Below are 22,524 nucleotides of genomic sequence, written 5' to 3'. Positions count from 1 at the left end.
GAACGCTCATGAAGCGTGCATTCATCACCGGCATCACGGGCCAGGACGGGTCCTATCTCGCCGAGCTCCTGCTCGCGAAGGGCTACGAGGTCCACGGCCTGGTGCGGCGGGCGTCGACGTTCAACACGTCGCGCATCGACCACCTGTACGTCGACCCGCACGAGGTGGGGGCACGCCTCTTCCTGCACTACGGCGATCTCAGCGACGGCGTCCGCATGACGACGCTGCTCGCGCAGATCCAGCCGGACGAGGTCTACAACCTCGGTGCGCAGTCGCACGTGCGCGTGTCGTTCGACGAGCCCGAGCACACCGCTGACACCACCGGAACCGGCTCGGTGCGGCTCCTGGATGCCGTGCGCATGTCAGGGGTCCGGGCCCGCTTCTACCAGGCGTCCTCCTCCGAGCTGTACGGCGCCACGCCTCCGCCGCAGAGCGAGACCACGCCGTTCTACCCGCGCTCGCCGTATGCCGCCGCGAAGCTCTACAGCTACTGGATCACGAAGAACTACCGCGAGGCCTACGACATGTTCGCGGTCAACGGCATCCTCTTCAACCACGAGTCGCCCCGCCGAGGCGAGACATTCGTGACCCGCAAGATCACGCGCGCCGTGGCAGCGATCAAGCTCGGCGTTCAGGACCACGTGTACCTCGGCAACATCGACGCCGTCCGCGACTGGGGCTACGCCGCCGAGTACGTCGAGGGGATGTGGCGGATGCTGCAGGCCGACGAGCCGGAGGACTTCGTGCTCGCGACCGGCATCGGCATCACCGTTCGCGACTTCCTCGAAGCGGCCTTCGCCCACGCGGGTCTCGATTGGCGGCGCCATGTCCGCTTCGACGAGCGCTACCTGCGTCCGACCGAGGTCGACGCGCTGATCGGAGACCCGAGCAAGGCCGAGGAGAAGCTCGGCTGGAAGGCCACGGTCGGCCCGCTGGAGCTCGCACGCATCATGGTGGACGCCGACATCCGCGCCCTCGAGTTCGCGGGTCGCCCGTGGATCGATACGGTCGCCCTCTCGGGATGGGCCGCGTGAGCGACGGGCTCGCATTCGACCCGACCCGGCTCGATCGGCACGCGACGTTCTTCGTCGCGGGTCATCGAGGCCTGGCCGGCAGCGCGGTGGTCCGTCGACTCGAAGCCGAGGGCTTCGACCGCCTCCTCACCCGCACCTCAGCCGAACTGGATCTCACCGAACGCGGGGACGTCTTCCGATTCTTCCGCGCGCACCGCCCGCGCTACGTCGTGCTGGCCGCGGCGAAGGTGGGCGGCATCCTCGCGAACAGCACCTATCCGGCCGACTTCCTGAGCATCAACATCCGGATCCAGTCCAACGTGATGGATGCCGCGGCCGAAGTGGGAGTCGAGCGGCTGGTCTTCCTCGGATCGTCGTGCATCTACCCGAAGTTCGCGCCGCAGCCACTGCGCGAGGACAGTCTTCTCACCGGCCATCTCGAGCCGACGAACGACGCCTATGCCATCGCGAAGATCGCCGGAATCCTGAACGTCCAAGCCGTGCGGCGACAGCACGGTCTCCCTTGGATCTCCGTCATGCCGACGAACCTGTACGGACCGAACGACAACTTCTCGCCGCTCGGATCCCACGTACTGCCCGCGCTCATCCGTCGCTACGATGAGGCCGCCGCGCTCGGCAGCGCGGTGGTCACCAACTGGGGGTCGGGCACGCCGCGTCGGGAGTTCATGCACGCCGACGACCTGGCCTCGGCGATCGTGCACCTCATGGAGCATTACGACGGGGCCTCTCACGTGAACATCGGCACCGGTCAGGACACGACGATCCGCGAGGTCGCCGAGCAGATCGCGACGATCACGGGCTACCGCGGAGAGACGCGCTGGGACACGACCAAGCCCGATGGCACTCCGCAGAAGCTCCTCGACATCTCACTGCTGCGCTCGACGGGCTGGACGCCGAGCATCGGGCTACGCGGCGGGCTGGCCCGGACCATCGCCTGGTACCGGCGCAGCCACGCCGAGCTCCGCGCCGCCTGATCCTGCGCGGCTCGGTCCGAGCGGCGCCTCCTCCCCGTCGCCGGGTGAATGCACCCGCCCGGCGACGAGGAGGAGGCAGACGATCATCACGGTCGTCGCACCGGTTGCCTGGAGCAGCGAGCCGCGCATCAGGATCGTCATGTATACCGGCAGGACCGCCCCGGCGATCGCCCAGACGCCGCCGGAAGCGAATGCCGTCACGATCCTGACGTCCATCACCCGCAGCACGATGCCCAGTCCGACGAAGACGATGACGACGGCGACGATGCCGCCGTTGACCATGGCCTCCGCCCACACCGGCGCCGAGAGGTTGTCGAAGCTGTATCCCCGGTACTCGGCGAGCACGATGCCGGTGTCGGTGGGCTTGTCGGGCCAGATCGACCGCGGCACCCAGAACAGGATGCTGCCGAGGAACTGTCGAGCCGGCTCCACGAGGCCGTCGAGCCAGTAGGCGAGCGAGTTCGCCACCTGCCAGAACGCGTCGTAATCGGGGTTCGCCAGATACTCGCCGAAGAAGCTGGTCCGGTTGACCCGCACCTCATCGGTGCGGAAGGCGTCGGCGATCGGGAAGAGGAACAGGAACGCCACGATCGCGGCGAGCATCGTGAGGCGGGCTCGGAGGCGGGTGGAGGCCGCGCCGGCGAAGATCGCCAGCGCGACGGCGACGGTTCCGAAGGTGTACCGCGCGCTCGCGACCGGGTTCACGATCAGGAGCAGGACGACCGAGGCGGCGAGAGCCGCGACCGTGTACGCGATGCGTGCGGCCCGTGAGACCGCGACTCGTCGCAGCTGCGCCAGCGCACCGGTCGCGATGAGCAGCGGGTAGACCGACGCCGCGTACATGACGGCACGCACGGCAGGGTCGGGCCAGCGCGCCTCGCGAGCCGCGAAAGCCGCCTCGCGGCTGCCGAGGGCCGCGGCGGGGCCGAGCTGCGCGACGAAGAACACGCTGATACCGAGCCCGACCACCGCGAGTCCGACGGTCCGTGCCGCGCTGACCGGTCGGGGCGCCTGCCCCGCATGCGGCGGACGCGCATGTTGCCGCAGCATCCATGCGGCACGCGCGACCTCGTAACAGGCGATGCCGAGGGCGACGATCCCTGCCGTCGGCAGATCGAAGGCCGGATCGATGCCGGGGGTCGTTGTCGAGACCGCGTCGGCGCGGATCTGCGCGGTCGGCGCCAGCCCCATGAAGATGTATGCGAACACCCAGAAGAAGAAGTCGAACAGGTGGGGGCTGCCCGACACCCACGACAGCGAGAGCCGGATGCCGCCGTAGATCATGATCAGCAGCGTGACGACCCACGCCTCGCTTCGTCCCCGGTCGGGGATGTCGGACACCAGAGCGAGCGGCATCACGACGCTCAGCACGCCGATCGACAGCGCGACGAGTGCGATGCGCGCGCCGCCGCGCAACGACGTCTCGCCGATCGTTCCGGTCTGCTTCCCCACGAGCCTCCCCCTCGCATATCATGTCAGACGGGGGTCCGCGTGTTCGCACGCGGCATATTGGGGCCGCGTCGCTTCGTCGACGCGCGAATGGGGGACGCTATGGAGTCCAGCCGTGTTCTACGGGTGATCCGATATCACTGGATGACGGTGATCGTGCTGGTGGCGCTAGGCGCCGCGGCCGGGCTGGCATACGCCTGGACGGTGCCGCGGGAATACACGGCACGGGCCGACGTGTTCGTCGCTGTGACCGGCAGCTCGACGACGGGCGAGCTCGCGCAGGGCAGCAACTTCTCCCAGCAGCAGGCACGCAATCTCAGCACCGTCGCGACGCGCGAGATCGTCCTCGCGCCGGTCATCGACGAGCTCGGGTTGTCCGACTCGACGGCCAAGCTGCGCTCGCGTGTGTCGACCTCGGTGCCGCTGAACACCTCGATGATCTCGATCTCGGCGGTGGATCCGTCTCCGCGGGAGGCCGCTCGCATCGCGAACCTCGTCGCGGCAAAGCTCGCCGAGGTCGTGCCCACGCTCTCGCCCCAGGTCGACGGCACTTCGCCGGTCCGGTTGCGCGTCGTCGAAAACGCTGTGCCGCCGAATTCGCCCTCCGCGCCGCACACGCCCATGCTCGTGATCCTCGGTGCGTTGGGCGGACTCGTCGCCGCGGCTGCCATCATCCTGTTGCGGTTGATGTTCGGCTCGCGAGTCCGCACCGTGGAGCAGGCCGAGGAGGCCGCCGGGGCTGCCGTCATCGGCACCGTGAGCACCGACCGCACCGCGGATCGGGCGCCGCTCGCCCTGCTGACCGCGCCGCATTCTCTACGATCGGAGGACTATCGCCGCCTCCGGGGCAATCTCCGTTTCGTTCAGGCCTCGCAGGACCACCGGGTGTTCGTCTTCACGTCCTCGGTCCCCAGCGAAGGGAAGAGCACGACCGCTGCCAACGCCGCCGTCGCTCTCGCCGCCACCGGCGCTTCGGTGTGTCTCGTGGAGGCGGACCTGCGTCGCCCGAGTCTCAGCCGAATCCTGGACCTTCCCCCCGATCTCGGATTCACCAGCGTCATCGCACGCGAGGCGACGCTCGACGACGCTCTCGTCGCGTGGGGGCCGGAACGGCTGCATGTTCTGCTGGCCGGACCGGTGCCGCCCAACCCGTCCGAACTGCTCGAATCCGAGCGTGCACTCGAGCTGCTCGAGAGCCTGCGCGCCGCGCACGACATCGTGATCATCGATGCGCCCCCGATTCACCCGGTCGCCGACGCAGCCGTCCTGGCTCGCGTCTTCGGTGGCGCGGTGCTGGTCGTCGGCGCCGGACGCGTCCGCGAGCGCGACGTCCGGCGGGCGACCGCCCGGCTGGCCTCGGTGGGCGCGACGATCCATGGTGTCGTGCTCAATCTGGCACGACCCACGCGCGCGGACCGCCGCAGCTACTCGACGTACTCGGTGGTGCCCGAGAGCGGCCGACGCGGCCGGGGACGCAGCAGCGGCGCCCCGGACGCCGCGGCGCCCGGGGCGCGGCGTCCCGGAGCGTCAGCCGACGCTGCTGACCCCGTAGTAGCTGAGGTCCTGCACCTCCGGAGTCCCGACGACGCGGTAGGGCGACGTCAATGACACCACGCGCTGTCCCGAGCGCTCGATGGTCGCAGACACCGTACCCTCGCGGAGCGGCACCGTGTACACCGACCGCCCGGCGGGGGCTTCGAAGCGCGTGGCCACGCCACCCACGCTGACGGTGAGCGTGGCCGGAGCGGTCAGGTAGACGACCGCCTCGACCTCGTCCGTGGGGCTGCTCGACGTGCCGCCGAGCGTCGGCGCCGCCAGCAGATGGCTGAGGGCCGGCCGGGCACCGACGAACTGGGTGCGGTGCACGAGGAACGCCTGGTCCTCAGTCACCCGGGGCTGCGCACCGCTGTGGAACCAGTCGAGGTAGGGCCGACTGATGTCGAGGAACGTGTCACCGTGGTCAGCGGACGGCGCGAACTGCGTGCTCTCGCTGTAGTCGTTCCACGTGACCAGCTGCACGTACTGCGCCCCCGATTCGATCGCGCGCCGCCACGACGCCCGGAGGTTGTCGGTGTTGCCCGACTCGGCGAACACGCCGGCGCGCGGACGGTAGTCCTGCACGGAGACCGGGGCCATCCACGTCTTGCCCAGAGCAGCGGCGCGAGCGGCGTAGTCGGGCCCGTTCGAGGTGTGCCATTCGCTGCGCACGCCCCAGTTGCCGTAGCCGTCTGCGATGTCACGGAACGCAGACATGTTCGCGTCGGAGGCATTGAGGAACACGGCCTGGAAGGTGATCGGCACACCGTGCACACGCTGCAGACGTTGGATGATGCGCGACCACCAGTCGACGCTCTGCTTCTCGGCTGCGAACGACGACAGGAGCATCCGGTCACCGACCCGGAACGCCGCCGCCGAGCGGTAGAGCTCCGCCAGGCGGTCCGCCACGGTCTCGGGGTCGACGCCGGCCACCGATGCCGAGGCATCGATCATCGGCACCGCAGCGAATCGGCCCTGGCGCTCAGCCGCGGTGAAGAGGTTCTTCGCGGCGTCCCAGTTGGTGCCGCTGACGCTCATGATGTTGACGGTGAAGCCGTCGATCCCCGCGCTCTGCGCCTGTGACACCTCGCGTCGCAGATTGTCGACGCGCCACGTCGACGAGCCCGACGGCGCGACCGCGAGCGGCCGGTCGCGCAGCAGCCCGCCGTACTCGGCGTGCTTGCCGTTCTCACCCTCGGGGTCCAGATAGTTGCGTGCGTAGTAGTCGCTGTCGGCCGGACGATTGTCGATCGAGATCGGGTAGGGCGGGAAGTAGTGCGCGAACACCATGCGGGACGTGTCGACCGTCGGCGGCGTGCTCGGTTCTGGAGCGGGAGTGGGCTCCGGCGCGGAGGGCGGCTCCGGGGAAGGGGTGCCCGCGGGCTTCGGCGTGTAGGTCAGCTTCAGCGAGGGCGCCTTGTCACCGGTGCGGTGGAACAGCGTCGAGACGCTCTTCTGCCGGTACGCCACCCTCAGCGACAGCTCGCCGTCGCGCACGTCCTGCACCACGTCGCCGAGCGACATCGTCAGCGTCGCCCCCGTGCGTGCGGTCCGGCTGGATCGGACGAGCCGGTCGCCGCCTTCGGAGGGGCGGTTCGCGTAGGTCAGCGTCTTCCCCGACCAGGCGCCGCCCTCGGCGAAGACGTCGACGCCGGCCGTCGTCGCGTTCGTGTACCGCACGGTCAGCGACAGCGACGCAGTGACGGGTCGGGTGGTGTCGACGTCTTCCGGCAGGGTGAAGCGGGCATAGGCCCGGTCTTGGGTGGACGTGGCGCTCAGCGCTTGGTTCCGCAGGACGGTCCGCGACGAGCGGGACGACACGGTGGCGAGGTCGCTCGCCGACAGCGTCACGGTCACGGGTCGGGGCGTCGCCGCCTGCGGGGCGACCTCGTCTGCGGCCTGGGCCGTGGCCGCAGCGCCGAGCACGAGCGCGGCCGTGGACAGGGTCGCGAGAAGGCCTCGCGTCCAACGTCGTCGGCGCGAGTTCCGGGGTTCTTGATTGTCGGGTTTCATGTCTTCCTCGTGGGTAACAATCATCTCGACGGGCACATACCGCCCGCCGAGTCCCTCCCCCAGCAATCCCCACGAGTGTGCCACGAAGCCCCGATCCCGCCAAATGCCCGTGGCCGGAACCGAACCGCAAGACGCCACGAAGACAACCGCAACGTTGACTCAACGTTGCCCGAAGCCGTCACCTTCGCCGCCGTCACGCAATACTGTGAATCTCGTTCCGAGACCGAGCGGGCCGACATCCGATGAGGCTCGTTGCTCGGGTCCGACTGCCGCCCGGGGAAGTGGCGGGACGGGCTGGTTCACTGCCCGGACGCGATTGGGGAAGAGCGTCCGGGCAGTGGATTCTCGGGCGGAGCATCTTACGCGCCCGTCGCTTCGAGGGCACGGCGTGGGATCGCCCACCGCCGGCCTCTAGCGTGGCGGCATGCAGAGCTACGACTACCTCATCGTCGGTGGCGGGATGGTCGCGGATGCGGCGGCCCGCGGCATCCGCGAGATCGACGACAACGCAACGATCGGCATCCTCAGTGCGGACGTCGACGAGCCCTACACGCGCCCGGCGCTGTCGAAGAAGCTGTGGACCGACCCCGACTTCACGTGGGACCAGGTTCCGCTCGGCACGGCGGAGGACACCCGCGCCGACATCCGCCTGAAGGCCGTCGTCACCGAGATCGATCGCGACGGACGGACGGTGCTGGTCGGCGACGGCGAACGCGTCGGCTATCGCCGGCTGCTCCTCGCGACGGGCTCACGCCCGCACGAGGTCGACGCGCCCGACAGCGACCGGGTGCTGTTCTTCCGCTCCGCGGAGGACTATCGCCGACTGCGCGAGCTCGCGACCGAGGCCCGCCGGATCGTGGTCGTCGGCGGCGGCTACATCGGCGCCGAGCTGGCCGCGGGGCTCGTGCAGAACGACGTCGAGGTCGACCTGGTCTTCCCGAGCCAGACGCTGGGCGACGGCACATTCCCGCCGCAGCTCGCCGACCGCTACGAGGGCTTGTTCCGTGACGCCGGCGTGCGTCTCATCGCCGGTCGCCGAGTCGACGAGGTGGTGGCGGGCGAGTCCGACGCGGACGGACCGGATGCTGTGCTCGACGTCGTGCTCGATGACGGGTCGCGGCTGCGCGGTGACGCCGTCGTGCTCGGGCTCGGGGTCTCGCCCGTGACAGACCTCGCCGAACAGGCCGGACTCACCGTCGACGACGGTGTCGTGGTCGATGAGTCCCTCGCCACCTCCGACGACGCGATCTGGGCCGCCGGCGACATCGCCTCCTACCCCGACCGTCTGCTGGGACGCACCCGGGTGGAGCACGTGGACAACGCCCAGGAGATGGGCCGTGCGGCCGGACGGTCGATGGCCGGCAGCGGCGAGGCGTACCGGCACACCCCGTACTTCTACTCGCAGGTGTTCGGCGTGCGGTGGGAGGCCGTCGGGACGCTCGATCCCGACCTCGACACGCTCGTCGTCGAGGTCGGTGACGACGAAGCGGGCGCCCGCACGGTCGTGTACTACCGTGACGAGTCGGGCGCGCCGGTCGGCGTGCTGCTGTGGAACGTCGCCGGCGCCACGGATGCCGCGCGCCTCGTCCTCGCCGAAGCGCCGACGGACGAGGCGGAGCAGCGGGGACGGATCAGCTGAGGGAGAGTCGGTCGGCCACGACACCGGCGAGCTCGTCGGCGATCGTCCGGGCCTCATCCTCCGTCGTCGCCTCGACCATGACCCGCACGAGCGGCTCGGTGCCCGACGCGCGCAGCAGCACGCGGCCGGAGTCGCCGAGGCGCGCGGACGCGGCGGCGACGGCATCCTGGACACCCGCGTCGCTCGTGACCCGGTCGCGGTCGACGCCGCGAACGTTGACGAGCACCTGCGGATACACCGTCATGACGGATGCGAGCTCGGCAGCGGTCTTGCGCTGGCGCGCCATCTCGGCGGCGAGGTGGAGCCCCGTCAGCAGGCCGTCGCCGGTCGTCGCGTAGCGGCTCATGATGACATGCCCGCTCTGCTCGCCGCCGAGCCCGAAACGGCCCTGATTCATCCGCTCGAGCACGTAGCGATCGCCGACGGCGGTCTGCTCGACGGCGATGCCGTGTTCGGCCATCGCCCGGTGCAGACCGAGGTTGCTCATCACGGTCGCGACGAGGGTGTTGAAGGGCAGGCGTCCGCGTTCTTTCATCGCCACCGCGAGGATGGCCATGATCTGGTCGCCGTCGATCACGCGGCCGTCGGCGTCGACGGCGAGGCAGCGGTCGGCGTCGCCGTCGTGGGCGATGCCGATGTCGGCGCCGGTGCGGATGACCTCCGCCGCGACGCGGTCGAGGTGGGTCGAGCCGACGCCGTCGTTGATGTTGAGGCCGTCGGGGTCGGCACCGATCACGGTGACCTTCGCACCGGCGTCTCGGAACGTCTGCGGAGACACCCCCGACGCGGCGCCGTGCGCGCAGTCGATGACGACGTGGATGCCGTCGAGCGTGTGGGGCAGCGAGCCGAGAAGGTGGACGACGTAGCGGTCCTCGGCGTCGGCGAACACGCGGATGCGGCCGACGGCGGCACCCGTCGGCTGGAGCTTGGGACCGGTGAGGGCCTCTTCGATACGGCGCTCGACCTCGTCGGGGAGCTTGACGCCGCCGCGCGCGAAGATCTTGATGCCGTTGTCGGGAGCAGGGTTGTGGGACGCCGAGACCATGACGCCGAAGTCGGCGTCGATGTCGCCGACGAGGAACGCCGCAGCAGGGGTGGGCAGAACGCCCGCGTCGAGCACGTCGACCCCGGAGGAGGCGAGCCCAGCGGCCACGGCGGCGGAGAGGAACTCGCCCGAAACGCGGGGGTCACGCGCCACGACAGCGGTCAGCCGCTTGCCGGCGGACTTGCGCGCCTCGGCGATACGGCCCTGGCCCAGGACGACGGCAGTCGCCTGGGCCAGGGTGAGTGCGAGTTCGGCGGTGAGGGGGCCGTTGGCCAGCCCCCGAACACCGTCCGTACCGAACAGCGCCACGGAGCTTAACGCTTCGAGTACTGAGGAGCCTTGCGGGCCTTCTTGAGACCGGCCTTCTTGCGCTCCTTCACGCGAGCGTCGCGCGAGAGGAAGCCGGCCTTCTTCAGGGTCGGGCGGTTGTTCTCAGCGTCGATCTCGTTGAGCGCACGGGCGATGCCGAGACGCAGCGCGCCGGCCTGACCCGAAGGGCCACCGCCGGAGATGCGCGCGATGACGTCGTACGAGCCGGCGAGCTCGAGCACCGTGAACGGGTCGTTGATGAGCTGCTGGTGCAGCTTGTTCGGGAAGTAGTCCTCGAGCGTGCGCCCGTTGACCGTGACCGTGCCCGAACCGGGGATGAGGCGCACGCGGGCGATGGCCTGCTTGCGGCGACCCACGGCGGCACCGGGGACCGAGAGGACCGGACGCGGAGCGGAAGCGGCAGCGGCCTCCGCGGCGGGCGTCTCGGTCGAGTAGTTCTGGGGGGTCTCCTCGAGGGAGTCAGCGATCTTCGCCATCAGTGGTTCCTTGAGTGTTTTCGCGGCGCTTACTGGGCGACCTGGTCGAAGGTGTAGGTGGTGGGCTGCTGCGCAGCGTGCGGGTGCTCGGCACCGGCGTAGACCTTGAGCTTCGAGAGCTGCTGGCGGCCCAGGCTGTTCTTCGGGAGCATGCCGCGAATGGCCTTCTCGACCGCGCGGACGGGGTTCTTCTCGAGCAGCTCCTCGTAGGAGACCGACTTGAGACCGCCCGGGTAGCCCGAGTGGCGGTAGGCCATCTTCTTCTGGAGCTTCTGACCGGTCAGGGCCACCTTCTCGGCGTTGACGACGATGACGAAGTCACCGGTGTCGACGTGAGGAGCGAACGAAGCCTTGTGCTTGCCGCGGAGGAGGACGGCGGCGTGCGAGGCGAGGCGGCCGAGAACGACGTCGGTTGCGTCGATGACCAGCCACTCGCGCTGGATCTCGCCAGCCTTGGGGGTGAAAGTGCGCGTCACAGTAGTGCTGCTTTCTTGAATCGAACGGAGGAGTTCGTGAATCCCGCTCCGGGGTGGTTCGTCCGACGGGGACGAACACGCCAGTGGAGGGCTCACGTTCGTGGCGACACGCCTGCATGGCATGCGCACCAAAGAGACAGCGTACGCTATCGGTCGACGTTATCAAAGCCGCGCCTGTCCCCCCGGGCCGTCCTCGATCTCTCATGCACCCCGATCGGAGACCCCGGATGCCCCTGTTCGAATTGCAGCGTGCGCGCGTCGGGCGCATCCGGGTGTTCACGCGCGCGCAGCTGCCGTTCGTCGTCGGCACGCTCGTCGTGATCTGCGCCCTCGCCGTCGGGGCGCCGTCCTCGCTGTCGTCGCCGTTCGTCGGTGCAGCCGTGATCCTCGTCATCGTCACCACGATGGCCGGCGCGCTCGTCCCGTGGGAACGGTTCTCGCCGTCATGGCTGATCGTGCTGGCGTTCTCTGACATCCTCGCCGTCGCGCTGCTGCGGACCGAGGTCGTCTGGCTGCTGCCCGGCGTGAGCATGCTCGCGATCTTCCCGATCCTGTGGATCGCGTACGGGTTCCCGCCGGTCGCCTTCGTCGCGGCGGTGGGCGGCGCGGCGTTCATGACCTCCCTGCCCTTCGTCGTGCGCGGCACCTTGCCGGTCACGGCGCTCGAGTGGGTCAACGTCTTCACTCTCCCGGTACTCATCCTCGCCGTCGCCGTCGTCGTCAACATCGCGGCGCAGCATCTGCGCCGGAGCAGCCGTCGTCTCCGCTCATCGCACGAGGAGCGGGCGCGCGCGCTCACGCAAGCCCACGACAACGAGCTGGTGCTGCGCACCGTGCTCGACACGGTGCGCAGCGGCGTGGCGCTGTACGACGACGCGGGTCGCCTGGTCCTGGCCAACCGGACCGCCGAGGACCTCTCGGTCGCGTCGGGCTTCTCCTTGGACGAACCCCCCTACGCGGGCGACGCGGTGCTGGCCGCCGACCGCGCCACGCCCGTCCCCCGTCACGAGCAGCTGATCCCCCGGGCCCTGCGGGGCGAGAGGGTGAGCGAGGCCATCGAGTGGGTCGGGCCGCCGATGGCGCAGCGCGCGATCCTCGCCGACTCCGACCGCGTGCGCCGCGCCGACGGCACCCTGCTGGGCACGCTCGTCGTCGCCCACGACGTCACGGAGATGGCCGACGCCGCGCAGATCCGGCACGACTTCCTGCGGACCGTGTCGCACGAGCTGCGCACGCCGCTGACGAGCGTCACCGGATACCTCGATCTGCTGACGGAGCGAGTGGGGTCGGACGATCCGGCCGCGATGCGCTACCTCTCGCTCGTCGAGCGCAACGTCCTCGTGCTGACGGACCGCATCAACGAGCTGCTCGCCGCCGCCTCGACCGACACCGAGGTGTCACCGCGGCCCGTGACCCTCAGCGATCTGATCGCCTCGGCGGTGCGCGCCGTCACGCCGCAGGCCGAGCGCCGCGGCAGCTCGATCCAGCAGATCGGCGCGACGGACGAACGCGTCGTCCTCGACCCCGTGCGCATCCGCCAGTCGCTCGAGGAGCTGCTGGTCAACGCCCTGAAGTTCAGCCCACCCGCGTCGGCCGTCGTGATCGGTCAGCGCGTGGACGACTCGGGCATCCACATCGTCGTCAGCGACAGCGGCCCGGGCCTGACTTCTCTCGAGCGGACCCGCGTCTTCGACCCGTTCTACCGCACGACGTACGCTCGCGAGCACGCGATCCAGGGCTTCGGCATCGGGCTCTCGGTGGTCCGCAACGCGGTCGTGGCTCACGGCGGGCGTGTCCGGGTGGGAGCGTCCGCGTCCGGCGGCACCGCGATGGCCATCGTGCTGCCCACCACGTCACCACGCGAGCGGCCCCTCAGCGCGCCCGTGTCAAGTGCAGGCGCGACATTCACCGCGACAGGAGAATGATCCCGACGCTGAGACTCCCGACAACTCGGCCCGTTCGAGGTGACGACGATGATGAGCGCTCCCCCCTACGACCACGCCCCCGCGGCGAGGGCGCCCCTCGCGGGCGCCTCGACCGACTGGGCAGCGCAAGTGACCTCGGTCGCGATCGTCGAGCTCGACGACGCCGGCGTGGTGCGGTCGTGGAACCCCGGGGCCGAGCGGCTCAAGCGGTGCGCCGCGCCTGACGTCATCGGCACGCCGTTCTCGCGGTTCTACCGGCCCGAGGACCGGGAGCGCGGCCGGCCGGAGCGACTGCTCGCCGCCGCTCGCGCCGAGGGGTCGGTCGAGGACACCGGCTGGCGCGTGCGCGGGGACGGCTCGCTCTTCTGGGCGCACGTGCTCATCACGGCCGTCCGCGACGACGACAACGCGTCCGCGGGCTTCGTGAAGATCGTGCGCGACCTCAGCGAGGCCAAGCGCATCGACGACGAGAAGGACGGCTTCCTCCGCGCCTTCGCCCACGACCTCCTCTCTCCGATCACGGCGTTGCGGGGATACGTCGATCTGCTCGAGGACGAGATCCCCGCGGCTCAGGCCGGACTGCTGCAGCACGTGTCGCGCGTGACCGACCACATCATCGCGATGGCGGGAGAGCTGTCGGCGCACGTGCGGGGCGGCCACGGCGACGAGAGCGAGGAGACCGATCTGCTCACCCTCGCCCGCGAGGCGGCCGAGCTCGTCCTGCCGGGCGACGTCAACGAGCGGGTGGCGGTGCGGGGCGCGGGCCGCGCGCACGTGTCGACCGATCGCGCGCTGCTGCGCCGGGCTCTGGCGAACATCATCGACAACGCCGCGAAGTACAGCGAGGACGCGATCGTCGTCTCGGTGTCGGAGGAACCGGATGCCGCTGTCGTCTCCGTCGCCGACAGCGGACGCGGCATCGATCCGGCCGACCTCGCGTCGATCTTCGAGCCGTACCACCGCGGACGACTCTCCGACCCCGGTGACGGCGGCACGGGCGTGGGTCTCGCGAGCGTCCGCGACATCGCGCGGCGGCTGGGCGGCGAGGCGTTCATCGAGAGCACTCGCGGGGTCGGCACGACGGTCACCCTGCGCCTGCCGCCCTCACACTGACGGCAGCGGAAAGACCGATTCCAGGACGACGTCGTCGCCGTCCTGGAACACTCGACGTCCGCGGGTCCCGAGGCCGCGGCCGGGATGCGGCACGAGTCGTCCGGGCGACGAGACTCGCAGGAGAAGCGCCCCCGAGCCCGTGACGCGCGCGACCACGTGCGCCCGGCGCGCCCCGGAGTGTTTGACGGCGTTGACGAGCGCGTCGGTGACGAGGGAGACGACACGGTCGGCGGTCTCCGGGTCGGCCAGCCGGTGCCGGACGGCGTCGTCGATGTGCTGCGTGACCGCGACGGCGGGCGCCCACGCCTCGATCAGACGATCGAGCGACTCGCTCGCAGGCATCCGCTCGGAGACCCCCTTGTCGAGGATGTCGTCGAACGCCGCCTCGGTTCGGCCCCGGAAGTCCGCCACCTCATCCGGTGTGGGGGCCCGCTCGTCGACGCGGGCCCCGAAGACCACGCATGCACCCTGCGCGCGCCCATGGAGCACGTCGATCGCCCGGCGGGCGGAGGCCCCCTCGTCGACCTCGGCCGCCTCGCGGGCGACCTCCGCGAGGCCCGCGGCCGCGCGGCGCTCGTCGGCACCGGCCCGGGAAAGGGCGTCGCGACAGAGAGCGACCAGGACCGCGACGACGGGGACGGCGAGCACGGGAACCAGCCCGAGCACACCGATGTGCGGCAGGAAGAGATAGGTGACCATGCTCATCGCGACGCCGGCGGCGGTCCAGCTCGCCAGGAAGGCGACGGGTCTCGGCGGGCGCGCCCACCGGCGCACAACGGCACCGGCGACGAGATCGACGAGGATGCCGCCGCCCAGACCGGCGAGGCCGACCCCCGCTCCACCCGCCGCGATGGCGTACGGCATGCAGGCCACGGCATACAGCGGCGCGACGCTGAGCCAGGGCGGGGCGATCAGACGGAGCGACAGGCGCGGGCTCGGCTCGTGAGGCAGCGGCTCGCGCGGCAGCGGAGCGTCGGAGGCTCCGGCGTCGGGACGTCGCCGCATCCGATCCACACGGTGACTGAGTGCGCGAACCTCCTCGGAGAACGCGCGGACGGCCTCGAAGTCGACCGGGCCGCCGAGCATGTGTTCGCGAGCGCGACGCAGTTCCGCGATACCGGTGACCAGGGCCGCCCGCGACTCCGATGCGATTCGCTGTCGCTGCGCCTCGGCGCTCGCGACCCGCGCGAGCGCCGCGCGCAGCCGTTCGGCGGCGGCACGCGACGCGGCGTGACGTGACGTGATGACGGCCACGATCGACAGCAGCGCGACGGCGGTCACGAGGTTGGTCGCGATGCGCGAGGGCATCGGTCCGCTGGGAACGATGCCGAACAGTGCCGAGCTGATCGCGTCGTTGACGAAGGAGCGCATCGTCGCCACCGCGACGAGGCCGACGAGCACCAGCGCGCCGCGGGCGGTCCGTGACGGCAGTCGTCGTTCCGCGACGGCCACGGGCACGAGCAGCGCCGCGAGGACCGCCCACCCGAGGACGGCGACCGTCGCGCCGCGCAGGTAGGCCTCGATGCCCACCCCGCCGATCGAGGGCACCGAGAAGATCCCGGCGACCACCAGCGACACAGCGGCGCTCCAGCGGGTGTAGAAGCCGCCGCCGGAGACCGCGTTCCACCAGGTCGTCATGCGGACTCCGTGCCGAGGCGAGGACTCAGGCCGCGAAGGTTCCGACGAGGGCGAGGCCGACCCCCGAGAGGTTGTAGACGACGTGCGTGACGACGCCGGTCCAGATGCGCCCGGTCAGGAGCATGAGCCCGGCGCACACCGCCCCCACGAGCGCGATCGAGAGCACGCCGTCGACGCCCAGGTCGCCGCCGATGAGGTGACTCACCAGGAAGACCGCCGTCGAGACGAGCAGGGCGGCGACACCCGCGGTCGCCGGCCCCGCGGAGCGGCGCAGGAGCGTGTAGACGGCGACGAGCACGACCCCGCGGAAGAAGAACTCCTCCAGGACGGGCGCGACGACACCGGCAGCGGCGGCATCCGTCAGCCACCAGCTCGCCGGAAGCCCGCCGTCGACGAGCAGGAGGCCGGGGAACCGGGCCTGCCCGTCGACCCCCTGCTGGATGAGCCCCTGGGCGAGCCGGAGAACGACGCCGAATCCGAGACCGATGAGGAGGTCGGAGGCACGGAACCGGAGGAGCCCCGCCGGCCGCGAGACGCGAAGCGCCAGGACGACGGGAATCAGCATCCCGAGCCAGAGCGCCGCCGTCGCGGCGATGCCGGACCAGGCAGCGGCGGGCTGGAGCCACAGCACGAGATACCCCAGCAGGATGCCGCCGCCGAGGCTCACGAGCGACCAGGCGAGCATCATCTCGCGCCAGCGGCGCACGCTGGATCCGCCCTGGCGCCAGTCGACGCGACGGCGACGTGGGCGCCGCGACCGCGACGAGGCGTACTCCGCCGACGGGTCGACGGCGGGATCGGCGACGGACGCGACCGGCTCGCTAGGGTGGGTGTGCACGCGCCCACGTTACCGGCGGCCCGCCGACCGCCGCTGCCCCGATGCGGAGGTCACATGATCGAGATCGCGACGATCTGCACGGGCAACATCTGCCGCTCCCCTCTCGCCGCACTGCTGCTGCAGACGCGGCTCGCCGGGAGGGATGTCCGGGTCGCCAGCGCGGGGACGCGCGGCCTGGCCGATCACGCGATGACTCCCGAGGCGCAGCAGCTGGCGCTGGACCGCGGCGTGGCCGCGTCGGATGCCGCCGCCCACCGGGCGCGCTTCCTCACCGAACAGCACCTGAGCTCGGCGGACCTCGTCCTGGCCATGGCACGCGAGCACCGGCGCGCGGTGGCCGAGCTGGTCCCCTCGCGCACCCGCGTCGCCTTCACGGTGCGCGAGTTCGGACGCCTGGCGTCGTCGCTTCCGGATCGTGCGCTGCGCGACGCCGTCGATGCGGCCGCCGACCAGGACGCGGCCGGCCGGCTGCGCGCGGCGGTCGCGGCGGTCGCGGGGCAGCGGGGGCTCGTGCTCCCGCCGGCCGACCCCGCCGACGACGACGTCGTCGACCCGTACCGGCGCTCGTGGTCCACGTACGAGTTGTCGGCGGCGCAGCTCGATCCCGCCATCGACCAGGTCGTGCGCGTCGTCGGGCTCGCGACGGCGACGGCGGCCTGATCCCGCACGCGCGATCCGACCCCGGCCCGAAACATGGCTGTGGCAGACTGATCCGAGTTTCCGCCGATGCCCTCGTGGCGCGCACCGAAGGGCAGCATGGAGCTCTCCGACTACATCCGCATCCTCCGCAAGAACTGGATCGTGATCCTCGTGGTCACCCTCGTGGGTGTGGGTGCGGCCGCCGCCTACTCGCTGACGCGCACGCCCACCTACGAGTCGTCCAGCACGGTCTTCGTGTCGACGCAGACCTCCGGCAGCGTCGCCGAGCTCCAGCAGGGCTCGACGTTCGCGCAGGCGCGGATCAACACCTACGTCGGGCTCGTCTCGACGCCCATCGTGATGAATCCCGTGATCGCCGAGCTCGGCCTCGAGACCACGGCGGGCCAGCTCGCCGAGAAGGTCAACGCGAGCGCGGCGCTGAACACGACGCTCATCACGATCACCGTGGTCGACACCGACCCGGTTGCGGCGGCGGACATCGCCAACGCCCTCGCGGCGAGCCTGTCGGCGGCGGTCCCGGCGATCGAGCCCGCGAGCGATTCGGGCGCGAGCCCGATCCAGCTCTCACGCGTCCGCGACGCCCAGCCGGCGCTGAGCCCGTCGAGCCCGAACGTCCCGCTCAACCTCGCGCTCGGACTTCTCGTCGGCCTCGCGCTCGGGATCGGCATCGCGGTGCTGCGCACCGTCCTCGACACCCGCATCCGCAGCTCGCGCGATGTCGAGCAGGTCACCGACTCTCCCCTGATCGGGGCGATCGCTTTCGACCCGAAGGCGAAGGACCGGCCCCTCATCGTGCACGCCGACCCGTTGAGCCCGCGTGCGGAGTCGTTCCGAGCGCTGCGGACGAACCTCCAGTTCCTCGACATGGGTGGTCGCTCGAGCTTCGTGGTGACGAGCTCGGTGCCCAGCGAGGGCAAGTCGACCACGACGATCAACCTCGCCATCGCCCTCGCCGACGCCGGCAAGAAGGTCGCCCTGCTCGACACCGATCTGCGAAAGCCCAAGGTCGACGAGTACCTCGGTCTCGAAGGCGGGGCGGGGCTCACCGACGTCCTCATCGGACGCGCGCGTCTGGGAGATGTCATGCTGCCGTGGGGAGGCCGAAGCCTCTACGTGCTGCCGTCGGGCAAGATCCCGCCGAACCCGAGCGAGCTGCTCGCCTCACCGCAGATGCGCCAGCTGCTCGAGGTGCTGGAACGCGACTTCGACGTCGTGCTCTGCGACGCCCCGCCGCTTCTGCCGGTGACCGACGCCGCGATCCTCGCCCGCGCCACCAGCGGCGCGATCGTCGGTGTGGCCGCGGGCCGGACGACCCGCCACCAGCTCACCGGCGCGATCGACGCCCTGCAGACCGTCGATGCCAAGGTCGCGGGTGTGGTCCTCACGATGGTGCCCACGCGCGGACCCGACGCGTACTACGGCGGGTATGGCTACGGCTACGGCTACACCCAGCAGGAGACCGCAGCGCGCGAGGCGCGACGCGCACAGCCCGCCGCGCGCGCCAAGCAGCCGCGCGGCCGCCGTGGCCGCAGCACCGGTACGAGCGAGACGGCCGCCCCGCCGACCCTCGACGAGCTGGGGTTCCGCACGCGCTCCTCCGACGACTCGCGGCGCTCCGATCCGTCTGAGAGCTGACGGCGCATGGCGCGACGTGACCTGACCGGATCGCCCATCGCTCGTGCGTTGTCGGTGGCGGGTGTCGGCGCGCTCGCCCTGGTCGTCGTCGCTCTGACGGCCCTCGCGCTCCAGCACGACCGCAGCTCGCAGACGGCCGTCGCCCCCACCGCGGGGCCGGTGCCGAGCTTCTCGTTCCGCGGCGAGGCGCGACCGGACGCGACCGACTCGCCGGCTCCGACCGCATCGCCGACGGCGATCGGGGCCGCGGAGCGCTTCCTCGCCCGTTCGTCCGAGGGAACGCTATGGCGGGCGACGGCCGGTGCCTGCAACGGCGAGGAACCGGTCGTGGAGCGCTCCGACGACGACGGGGCGACGTGGGTCGATGTGACGCCGCGCTCCCGCGGGATCGCCCAGGTTCGCGCCCTGTCGGGTCTCTCCGGCGCCGACGCCGAGCTCGTCGTCGATCTGGCGGATTGCACGCCGCAGCTGTTGCGCACGTTCACTCAGGGGAGGTTCTGGGACCCCTACCCCGATCTGCTGGCGCGTGCGACGTACCCGGCGGGTTCGGCTCCGACCGTGCTCGATTCGCCCTCCGGTGAGATTCCGCTGCCGTGTGCCGCACCCGCGAGCGTGCGGGTGGGCGCGCAGCAGACCGCGGTCATCTGCGAGGGCGTCCCGTATACGCGTGTCGGTACGGGAGCGTTCGCTCCCCTACCGCTCGCGAACGCCGTCGCACTCGACGTGTTGGGCCGCGAGACCGCGGTCGCGCGTGTCGATGCCGGTGCGTGCGATGGTGCCCTGTCGCTGTCATGGGTAGATGCGGCTGGCGTCGTGTCTGCGACGGAATGCGTTGCCGGAACCGATCCGGCGGCGCCCGCGGCGGTTGCCGCCTTCGACGATGAGACCGTCGTGTGGTCGGGCGAGACGGTCGTGTCGATCACGCCCTGACGACGAGTCGCGGAGATGGGGGCGAGGTGCGGACGATCCCCCCGGCCGTCCGTACCTCGCCCTCGTTGCCCCTCCCCCATCCTCGACACGGACCCCGCCCTCGATCCGCTGAGGCCGCGGAAATCACCCGCTGTTTCACCCGTCAGCGCAAGCGTCCATCGCCGGGACGCGTGACGCGGAGACGCCGCGCGCCATAGCCGTCGAGGCCCATCGAGACGGTGCCGCCGTCCAGCGCCCAGCTCTCGCCCGAGGCGAGGCAGACGAGCTCGGTGCCTGCGGGCTCGTCGCCGAGATCGACGTCGAACGCCACCGGCTCGCCGGCGAAGTTGTGCACCGCCACGAATCGGCTCTCGCTCGTGCGAGCGCCGTGGGCCAGGACGGATGCCGCGGTGACGGGCAGCAGTTCGAGCTCGCCCCACCCGATCTCGGGAGACTGCCGGTAGCTGCGCGCGAGCCCGCGGATGAATGCGAACAACGAGTCCGGGACCAGAAGCTGGTTCTCGACGTTCACGTGCTGAGGGGCGTACGGGCCCTCCGGTGCCGGCAGAGGGTGCGCGCTCGCGGGCGCGGTCGAGAACCCGCCGTCGGGGCGCCACTGCATCGGCACGCGGACCGCGTCGCGCTCCTCGATGTCGAGGTTCTCGCCCATTCCGATCTCCTCGCCGTACAACAGCACCGGCGTTCCGGGCAGCGAGAAGAGCAGGCTGTACACGAGGCGGATTCGGCGCGGGTCGCCGCCCAGCATCGGAGGCAGCCGGCGCCGGATGCCGCGACCGAACACCTGCATCGACTCCTCGGGCGCGAAGGCGGCGAACACCTCCTCCCGCTCGGCGTCGGAGAGCTGGTCGAGGGTGAGCTCGTCGTGGTTTCGGACGAAATTCGCCCACTGCGAGATCGTCGCGATCTCGGGACGGCTCTCGAGCGAGGCGCGCAGCGGCTGCGGGTCTTCCCGCGCGAGCGCGAGATAGAGCGCCTGGTTGCTCGCGAAATCGAACTGCATGTGCAGCTCGCCGTCGCCGTCCGCGCCGAAGTAGGCGGCCTGCTCGTCGTGCGGCACGTTGACCTCGCCGACGAGCATCGCCTCGCTCGAGCGCCGTTGCGCGAAGCGGCGCAGCGCGCGCAGGACGTCGTGGTCGCGCTGCGGCTCGCGACGTTCGGGCGAAGAGACGAACGACGGCACCGCGTCGACCCGGAAGCCCGACACGCCCAGCTGCAGCCAGAAGCCCATGACTTTCGCCAGCTCGCGCTGCACGGCCGGGTTCTCGGCGTTCAGGTCGGGCTGGTGGGCGTAGAAGCTGTGCAGGTAGTACTGCCCGGTTCTCTCGTCCCACTCCCAGACGCCGTCTTCCTCACCGGGGAACTGCGTCTCGCGGGGGTCGTCGGGGATCTCGTCGCGCCACACGTAGAAGTCGCGATAGGGCGACTCCCGGCTCTCTCGTGCCGAGAGGAACCAGGGATGCTGGTCGGAGGTGTGGTTCATGACGAGGTCGACGATGACCCGGATGCCGCGGTCCTCGGCGGTGCGGATGAGCTCGACGAAGTCGCCGTGTGTCCCCACGCGCGGATCGACCCCGTAGTAGTCCGACACGTCGTACCCGTTGTCACGCCCGGGCGTGGGATAGAAGGGCATGAGCCAGAGGCAGGTCACGCCGAGGTCTGCGAGGTAGGGCAGCCGCCGGGCGAGGCCCTGCAGGTCGCCGTCGCCGTCGCCGTCGTCGTCGAGGTACTTCTCGACGTCGACGCAGTAGAGCACGGCGTTCTTCCACCACAGGTCGCTCGTGTCGGAGATCTTCATCGTGCGCTCCCGGAGTCATTCGGCTCGGCGCCCAGCCGCTCACGCAGTGCCGTGAGGAGGGCCGCGGCCCGTTCACCGAGGAACGCGCGCTGGTCCTGTGAGATCTCGTGGATGTAGAGGCGGTCGAAGCCGGTGTCGACGAGCCCCGCGAGGCGGTCGGCGAGATCGGCGATGCCGCCGGGGGAATCGTCCGCGGCGATCACGTGCTCGGCCAGCTCGGCATCGGTGGGGTCGCCGGCTCGGGCGGCGAAGTCTTCCGGCTGGGCGATGTCCCACGCCTCCGGCGGGGTGACCACGCCGTGCAGCCACTGGTCGCGCACGAGCGTGGTGGCCTCTTCGCTCGATCCCGCGAGCGCGATGTGCACCTGCAGACAGGTGGGGCCGAGGCCGCCGGCATCCAGGTACGCGTCGACGATCTCGGCGACCTGGTCACGGCGCGTGCCGACCGTGACGAGTCCGTCGGCCCACCCGGCTGCCCACCGTGCGGTCTCGGGCGAGGCGGCGGTCGCCATGAGCGTCGCCGGCCCCGCGGGCAGGCTCCACAGACGGGCCTCGTGCACGCGGATGCGGCCGTCGTGATCGATGCGCTCGCCGGCGAGCAGTCCCCGCATCACTTCGACGCACTCTCCCAGGCGCGCGGTGCGTTCGTCTTTCGGGGGCCAGGGCGCGCCGGTGACGTGCTCGTTCAGCAGCTCGCCGCTGCCGAGGGCGGCGAAGTAGCGCCCCGGGAACATCTCGGCGAGAGTCGCGATCGCCTGTGCACTCACGACGGGGTGGTACAGCTGACCGGGTGTGGAGACCGATCCGATGGGAAACCGGGTCGAGGCGAGCGCGGCGCCGAGCCACGCGATCGTGTTGCCCGAGTGCCCCTGGCGGGGAGTCCACGGCGCGAGGTGGTCAGCGCTGAATGCACCGTCGAAGCCGACGCGTTCGGCTGCGATGACGGCTTCCAGGAGCGCGCTGGGCGCGAGCTGTTCGTGCGAAGCGTGATATCCGATGAAGGCCATGCTCCAGTCTT

The 22,524-nt window shown here is 70.8% G+C and carries 18 protein-coding genes; 9 read left to right on the top strand and 9 right to left on the bottom strand.

Annotated elements, in window-relative coordinates; genetic code table 11:
* Window positions 1-8 precede the first annotated feature (8 nt).
* Window positions 9-1,034: a GDP-mannose 4,6-dehydratase gene (gene gmd, locus DEU36_RS15705; RefSeq protein ID WP_120265278.1), complete on the top strand. Its 1,026-nt coding sequence runs from the start codon at window positions 9-11 to the stop codon at window positions 1,032-1,034.
* Complete coding sequence (locus tag DEU36_RS15700) at window positions 1,022-2,008, top strand: GDP-L-fucose synthase (protein ID WP_120265277.1); 987 nt, start codon at window positions 1,022-1,024, stop codon at window positions 2,006-2,008. The genes gmd and DEU36_RS15700 overlap by 13 nt, the downstream gene beginning before the upstream one ends.
* Here the strand turns inward: DEU36_RS15700 and DEU36_RS15695 are convergent.
* Window positions 1,940-3,460 (bottom strand): hypothetical protein, encoded by a 1,521-nt coding sequence (locus DEU36_RS15695; protein WP_183045443.1) that lies wholly within the window; start codon window positions 3,458-3,460, stop codon window positions 1,940-1,942. The two genes, DEU36_RS15700 and DEU36_RS15695, sit on opposite strands and share 69 nt — an antisense overlap.
* Before the next feature lie 87 nt (window positions 3,461-3,547).
* Between DEU36_RS15695 and DEU36_RS15690 the strand changes: the two genes are divergently transcribed.
* Entirely contained in the window at window positions 3,548-5,065 is a 1,518-nt protein-coding gene (locus tag DEU36_RS15690; protein ID WP_310790747.1) for a polysaccharide biosynthesis tyrosine autokinase, read from the top strand.
* Here DEU36_RS15690 and DEU36_RS15685 read toward each other — a convergent pair.
* Window positions 4,985-7,006 (bottom strand): glycoside hydrolase family 71 protein, encoded by a 2,022-nt coding sequence (locus DEU36_RS15685; protein WP_120265274.1) that lies wholly within the window; start codon window positions 7,004-7,006, stop codon window positions 4,985-4,987. The two genes, DEU36_RS15690 and DEU36_RS15685, sit on opposite strands and share 81 nt — an antisense overlap.
* Window positions 7,007-7,430: 424 nt before the next feature.
* Between DEU36_RS15685 and DEU36_RS15680 the strand changes: the two genes are divergently transcribed.
* Window positions 7,431-8,645 carry an NAD(P)/FAD-dependent oxidoreductase gene (locus DEU36_RS15680; protein WP_120265273.1) on the top strand — a complete coding sequence of 405 codons (1,215 nt, stop codon included), beginning with the start codon at window positions 7,431-7,433 and terminating at the stop codon, window positions 8,643-8,645.
* On the opposite strand, the gene glmM is transcribed toward DEU36_RS15680, so the two are convergent.
* From glmM to rplM, 3 genes are read right to left on the bottom strand one after another with little or no spacing between them, the layout of a single operon-like run.
* On the bottom strand, window positions 8,638-9,999 hold the full coding sequence (glmM, locus tag DEU36_RS15675; protein WP_120265272.1) for a phosphoglucosamine mutase: 1,362 nt from the start codon (window positions 9,997-9,999) through the stop codon (window positions 8,638-8,640). The two genes, DEU36_RS15680 and glmM, sit on opposite strands and share 8 nt — an antisense overlap.
* A 5-nt stretch (window positions 10,000-10,004) precedes the next feature.
* Window positions 10,005-10,496, bottom strand: coding sequence for a 30S ribosomal protein S9 (gene rpsI / locus DEU36_RS15670; protein ID WP_120265271.1), 492 nt, complete (start codon window positions 10,494-10,496; stop codon window positions 10,005-10,007).
* Between the two features lie 29 nt (window positions 10,497-10,525).
* Window positions 10,526-10,972, bottom strand: a complete 447-nt coding sequence (gene rplM / locus DEU36_RS15665) for a 50S ribosomal protein L13 (RefSeq protein WP_120265270.1) — start codon at window positions 10,970-10,972, stop codon at window positions 10,526-10,528.
* 227 nt (window positions 10,973-11,199) lie between these two features.
* On the opposite strand from rplM, the gene DEU36_RS15660 reads away from it, so the two are divergent.
* Window positions 11,200-12,897, top strand: a complete 1,698-nt coding sequence (locus tag DEU36_RS15660; protein WP_183045441.1) for a PAS domain-containing sensor histidine kinase — start codon at window positions 11,200-11,202, stop codon at window positions 12,895-12,897.
* Window positions 12,898-12,945: 48 nt separating this feature from the next.
* Entirely contained in the window at window positions 12,946-14,010 is a 1,065-nt protein-coding gene (locus tag DEU36_RS15655) for a PAS domain-containing sensor histidine kinase (protein WP_120265268.1), read from the top strand.
* Here the strand turns inward: DEU36_RS15655 and DEU36_RS15650 are convergent.
* Both DEU36_RS15650 and DEU36_RS15640 read right to left on the bottom strand, forming a co-directional pair.
* A complete protein-coding gene (locus DEU36_RS15650; RefSeq protein ID WP_183045440.1) occupies window positions 14,002-15,648 on the bottom strand; it encodes a hypothetical protein in 1,647 nt (548 codons plus the stop codon). The two genes, DEU36_RS15655 and DEU36_RS15650, sit on opposite strands and share 9 nt — an antisense overlap.
* Before the next feature lie 25 nt (window positions 15,649-15,673).
* Window positions 15,674-16,486, bottom strand: a complete 813-nt coding sequence (locus tag DEU36_RS15640; protein WP_259455414.1) for a CPBP family intramembrane glutamic endopeptidase — start codon at window positions 16,484-16,486, stop codon at window positions 15,674-15,676.
* Window positions 16,487-16,540: 54 nt separating this feature from the next.
* On the opposite strand from DEU36_RS15640, the gene DEU36_RS15635 reads away from it, so the two are divergent.
* The 3 genes from DEU36_RS15635 (at window position 16,541) to DEU36_RS15625 (ending at window position 19,711) form a co-directional block, all read left to right on the top strand.
* On the top strand, window positions 16,541-17,146 hold the full coding sequence (locus tag DEU36_RS15635; protein WP_120265265.1) for a low molecular weight phosphatase family protein: 606 nt from the start codon (window positions 16,541-16,543) through the stop codon (window positions 17,144-17,146).
* Between the two features lie 96 nt (window positions 17,147-17,242).
* The gene (locus tag DEU36_RS15630) at window positions 17,243-18,781 is read left to right on the top strand and encodes a polysaccharide biosynthesis tyrosine autokinase (RefSeq protein WP_120265264.1); all 1,539 of its coding nucleotides are present in this window, start codon (window positions 17,243-17,245) and stop codon (window positions 18,779-18,781) included.
* A 6-nt stretch (window positions 18,782-18,787) separates the two neighbouring features.
* On the top strand, window positions 18,788-19,711 hold the full coding sequence (locus DEU36_RS15625) for a hypothetical protein (RefSeq protein WP_120265263.1): 924 nt from the start codon (window positions 18,788-18,790) through the stop codon (window positions 19,709-19,711).
* A gap of 142 nt (window positions 19,712-19,853) precedes the next feature.
* On the opposite strand, the gene DEU36_RS15620 is transcribed toward DEU36_RS15625, so the two are convergent.
* Both DEU36_RS15620 and DEU36_RS15615 read right to left on the bottom strand, forming a co-directional pair.
* Window positions 19,854-21,506 (bottom strand): alpha-amylase family protein, encoded by a 1,653-nt coding sequence (locus DEU36_RS15620; protein ID WP_120265262.1) that lies wholly within the window; start codon window positions 21,504-21,506, stop codon window positions 19,854-19,856.
* Window positions 21,503-22,513 (bottom strand): LLM class flavin-dependent oxidoreductase, encoded by a 1,011-nt coding sequence (locus DEU36_RS15615; protein ID WP_120265261.1) that lies wholly within the window; start codon window positions 22,511-22,513, stop codon window positions 21,503-21,505. Before DEU36_RS15615 ends, DEU36_RS15620 begins: the two co-directional genes overlap by 4 nt.
* Window positions 22,514-22,524: the final 11 nt, after the last annotated feature.

Origin of the sequence: Microbacterium sp. AG238, assembly GCF_003610405.1 — a bacterium.
Lineage (GTDB): Bacteria > Actinomycetota > Actinomycetes > Actinomycetales > Microbacteriaceae > Microbacterium.
This window is presented reverse-complemented; position numbering and strand designations above follow the sequence as displayed.

Coding starts and splice junctions, on each gene's coding strand:
- DEU36_RS15690 (WP_310790747.1), top strand. CDS start 3,548: ATGGGGGACGCTATGGAGTCCAGCCGTGTTCTACGGGTGATCCGATAT.
- DEU36_RS15680 (WP_120265273.1), top strand. CDS start 7,431: ATGCAGAGCTACGACTACCTCATCGTCGGTGGCGGGATGGTCGCGGAT.
- DEU36_RS15650 (WP_183045440.1), bottom strand. CDS start 15,648: ATGACGACCTGGTGGAACGCGGTCTCCGGCGGCGGCTTCTACACCCGC.
- DEU36_RS15620 (WP_120265262.1), bottom strand. CDS start 21,506: ATGAAGATCTCCGACACGAGCGACCTGTGGTGGAAGAACGCCGTGCTC.
- DEU36_RS15625 (WP_120265263.1), top strand. CDS start 18,788: ATGGCGCGACGTGACCTGACCGGATCGCCCATCGCTCGTGCGTTGTCG.
- DEU36_RS15685 (WP_120265274.1), bottom strand. CDS start 7,006: ATGAAACCCGACAATCAAGAACCCCGGAACTCGCGCCGACGACGTTGG.
- gmd (WP_120265278.1), top strand. CDS start 9: ATGAAGCGTGCATTCATCACCGGCATCACGGGCCAGGACGGGTCCTAT.
- DEU36_RS15635 (WP_120265265.1), top strand. CDS start 16,541: ATGATCGAGATCGCGACGATCTGCACGGGCAACATCTGCCGCTCCCCT.
- DEU36_RS15655 (WP_120265268.1), top strand. CDS start 12,946: ATGATGAGCGCTCCCCCCTACGACCACGCCCCCGCGGCGAGGGCGCCC.
- DEU36_RS15615 (WP_120265261.1), bottom strand. CDS start 22,513: ATGGCCTTCATCGGATATCACGCTTCGCACGAACAGCTCGCGCCCAGC.
- DEU36_RS15700 (WP_120265277.1), top strand. CDS start 1,022: ATGGGCCGCGTGAGCGACGGGCTCGCATTCGACCCGACCCGGCTCGAT.
- DEU36_RS15660 (WP_183045441.1), top strand. CDS start 11,200: ATGCCCCTGTTCGAATTGCAGCGTGCGCGCGTCGGGCGCATCCGGGTG.
- rpsI (WP_120265271.1), bottom strand. CDS start 10,496: ATGGCGAAGATCGCTGACTCCCTCGAGGAGACCCCCCAGAACTACTCG.
- DEU36_RS15630 (WP_120265264.1), top strand. CDS start 17,243: ATGGAGCTCTCCGACTACATCCGCATCCTCCGCAAGAACTGGATCGTG.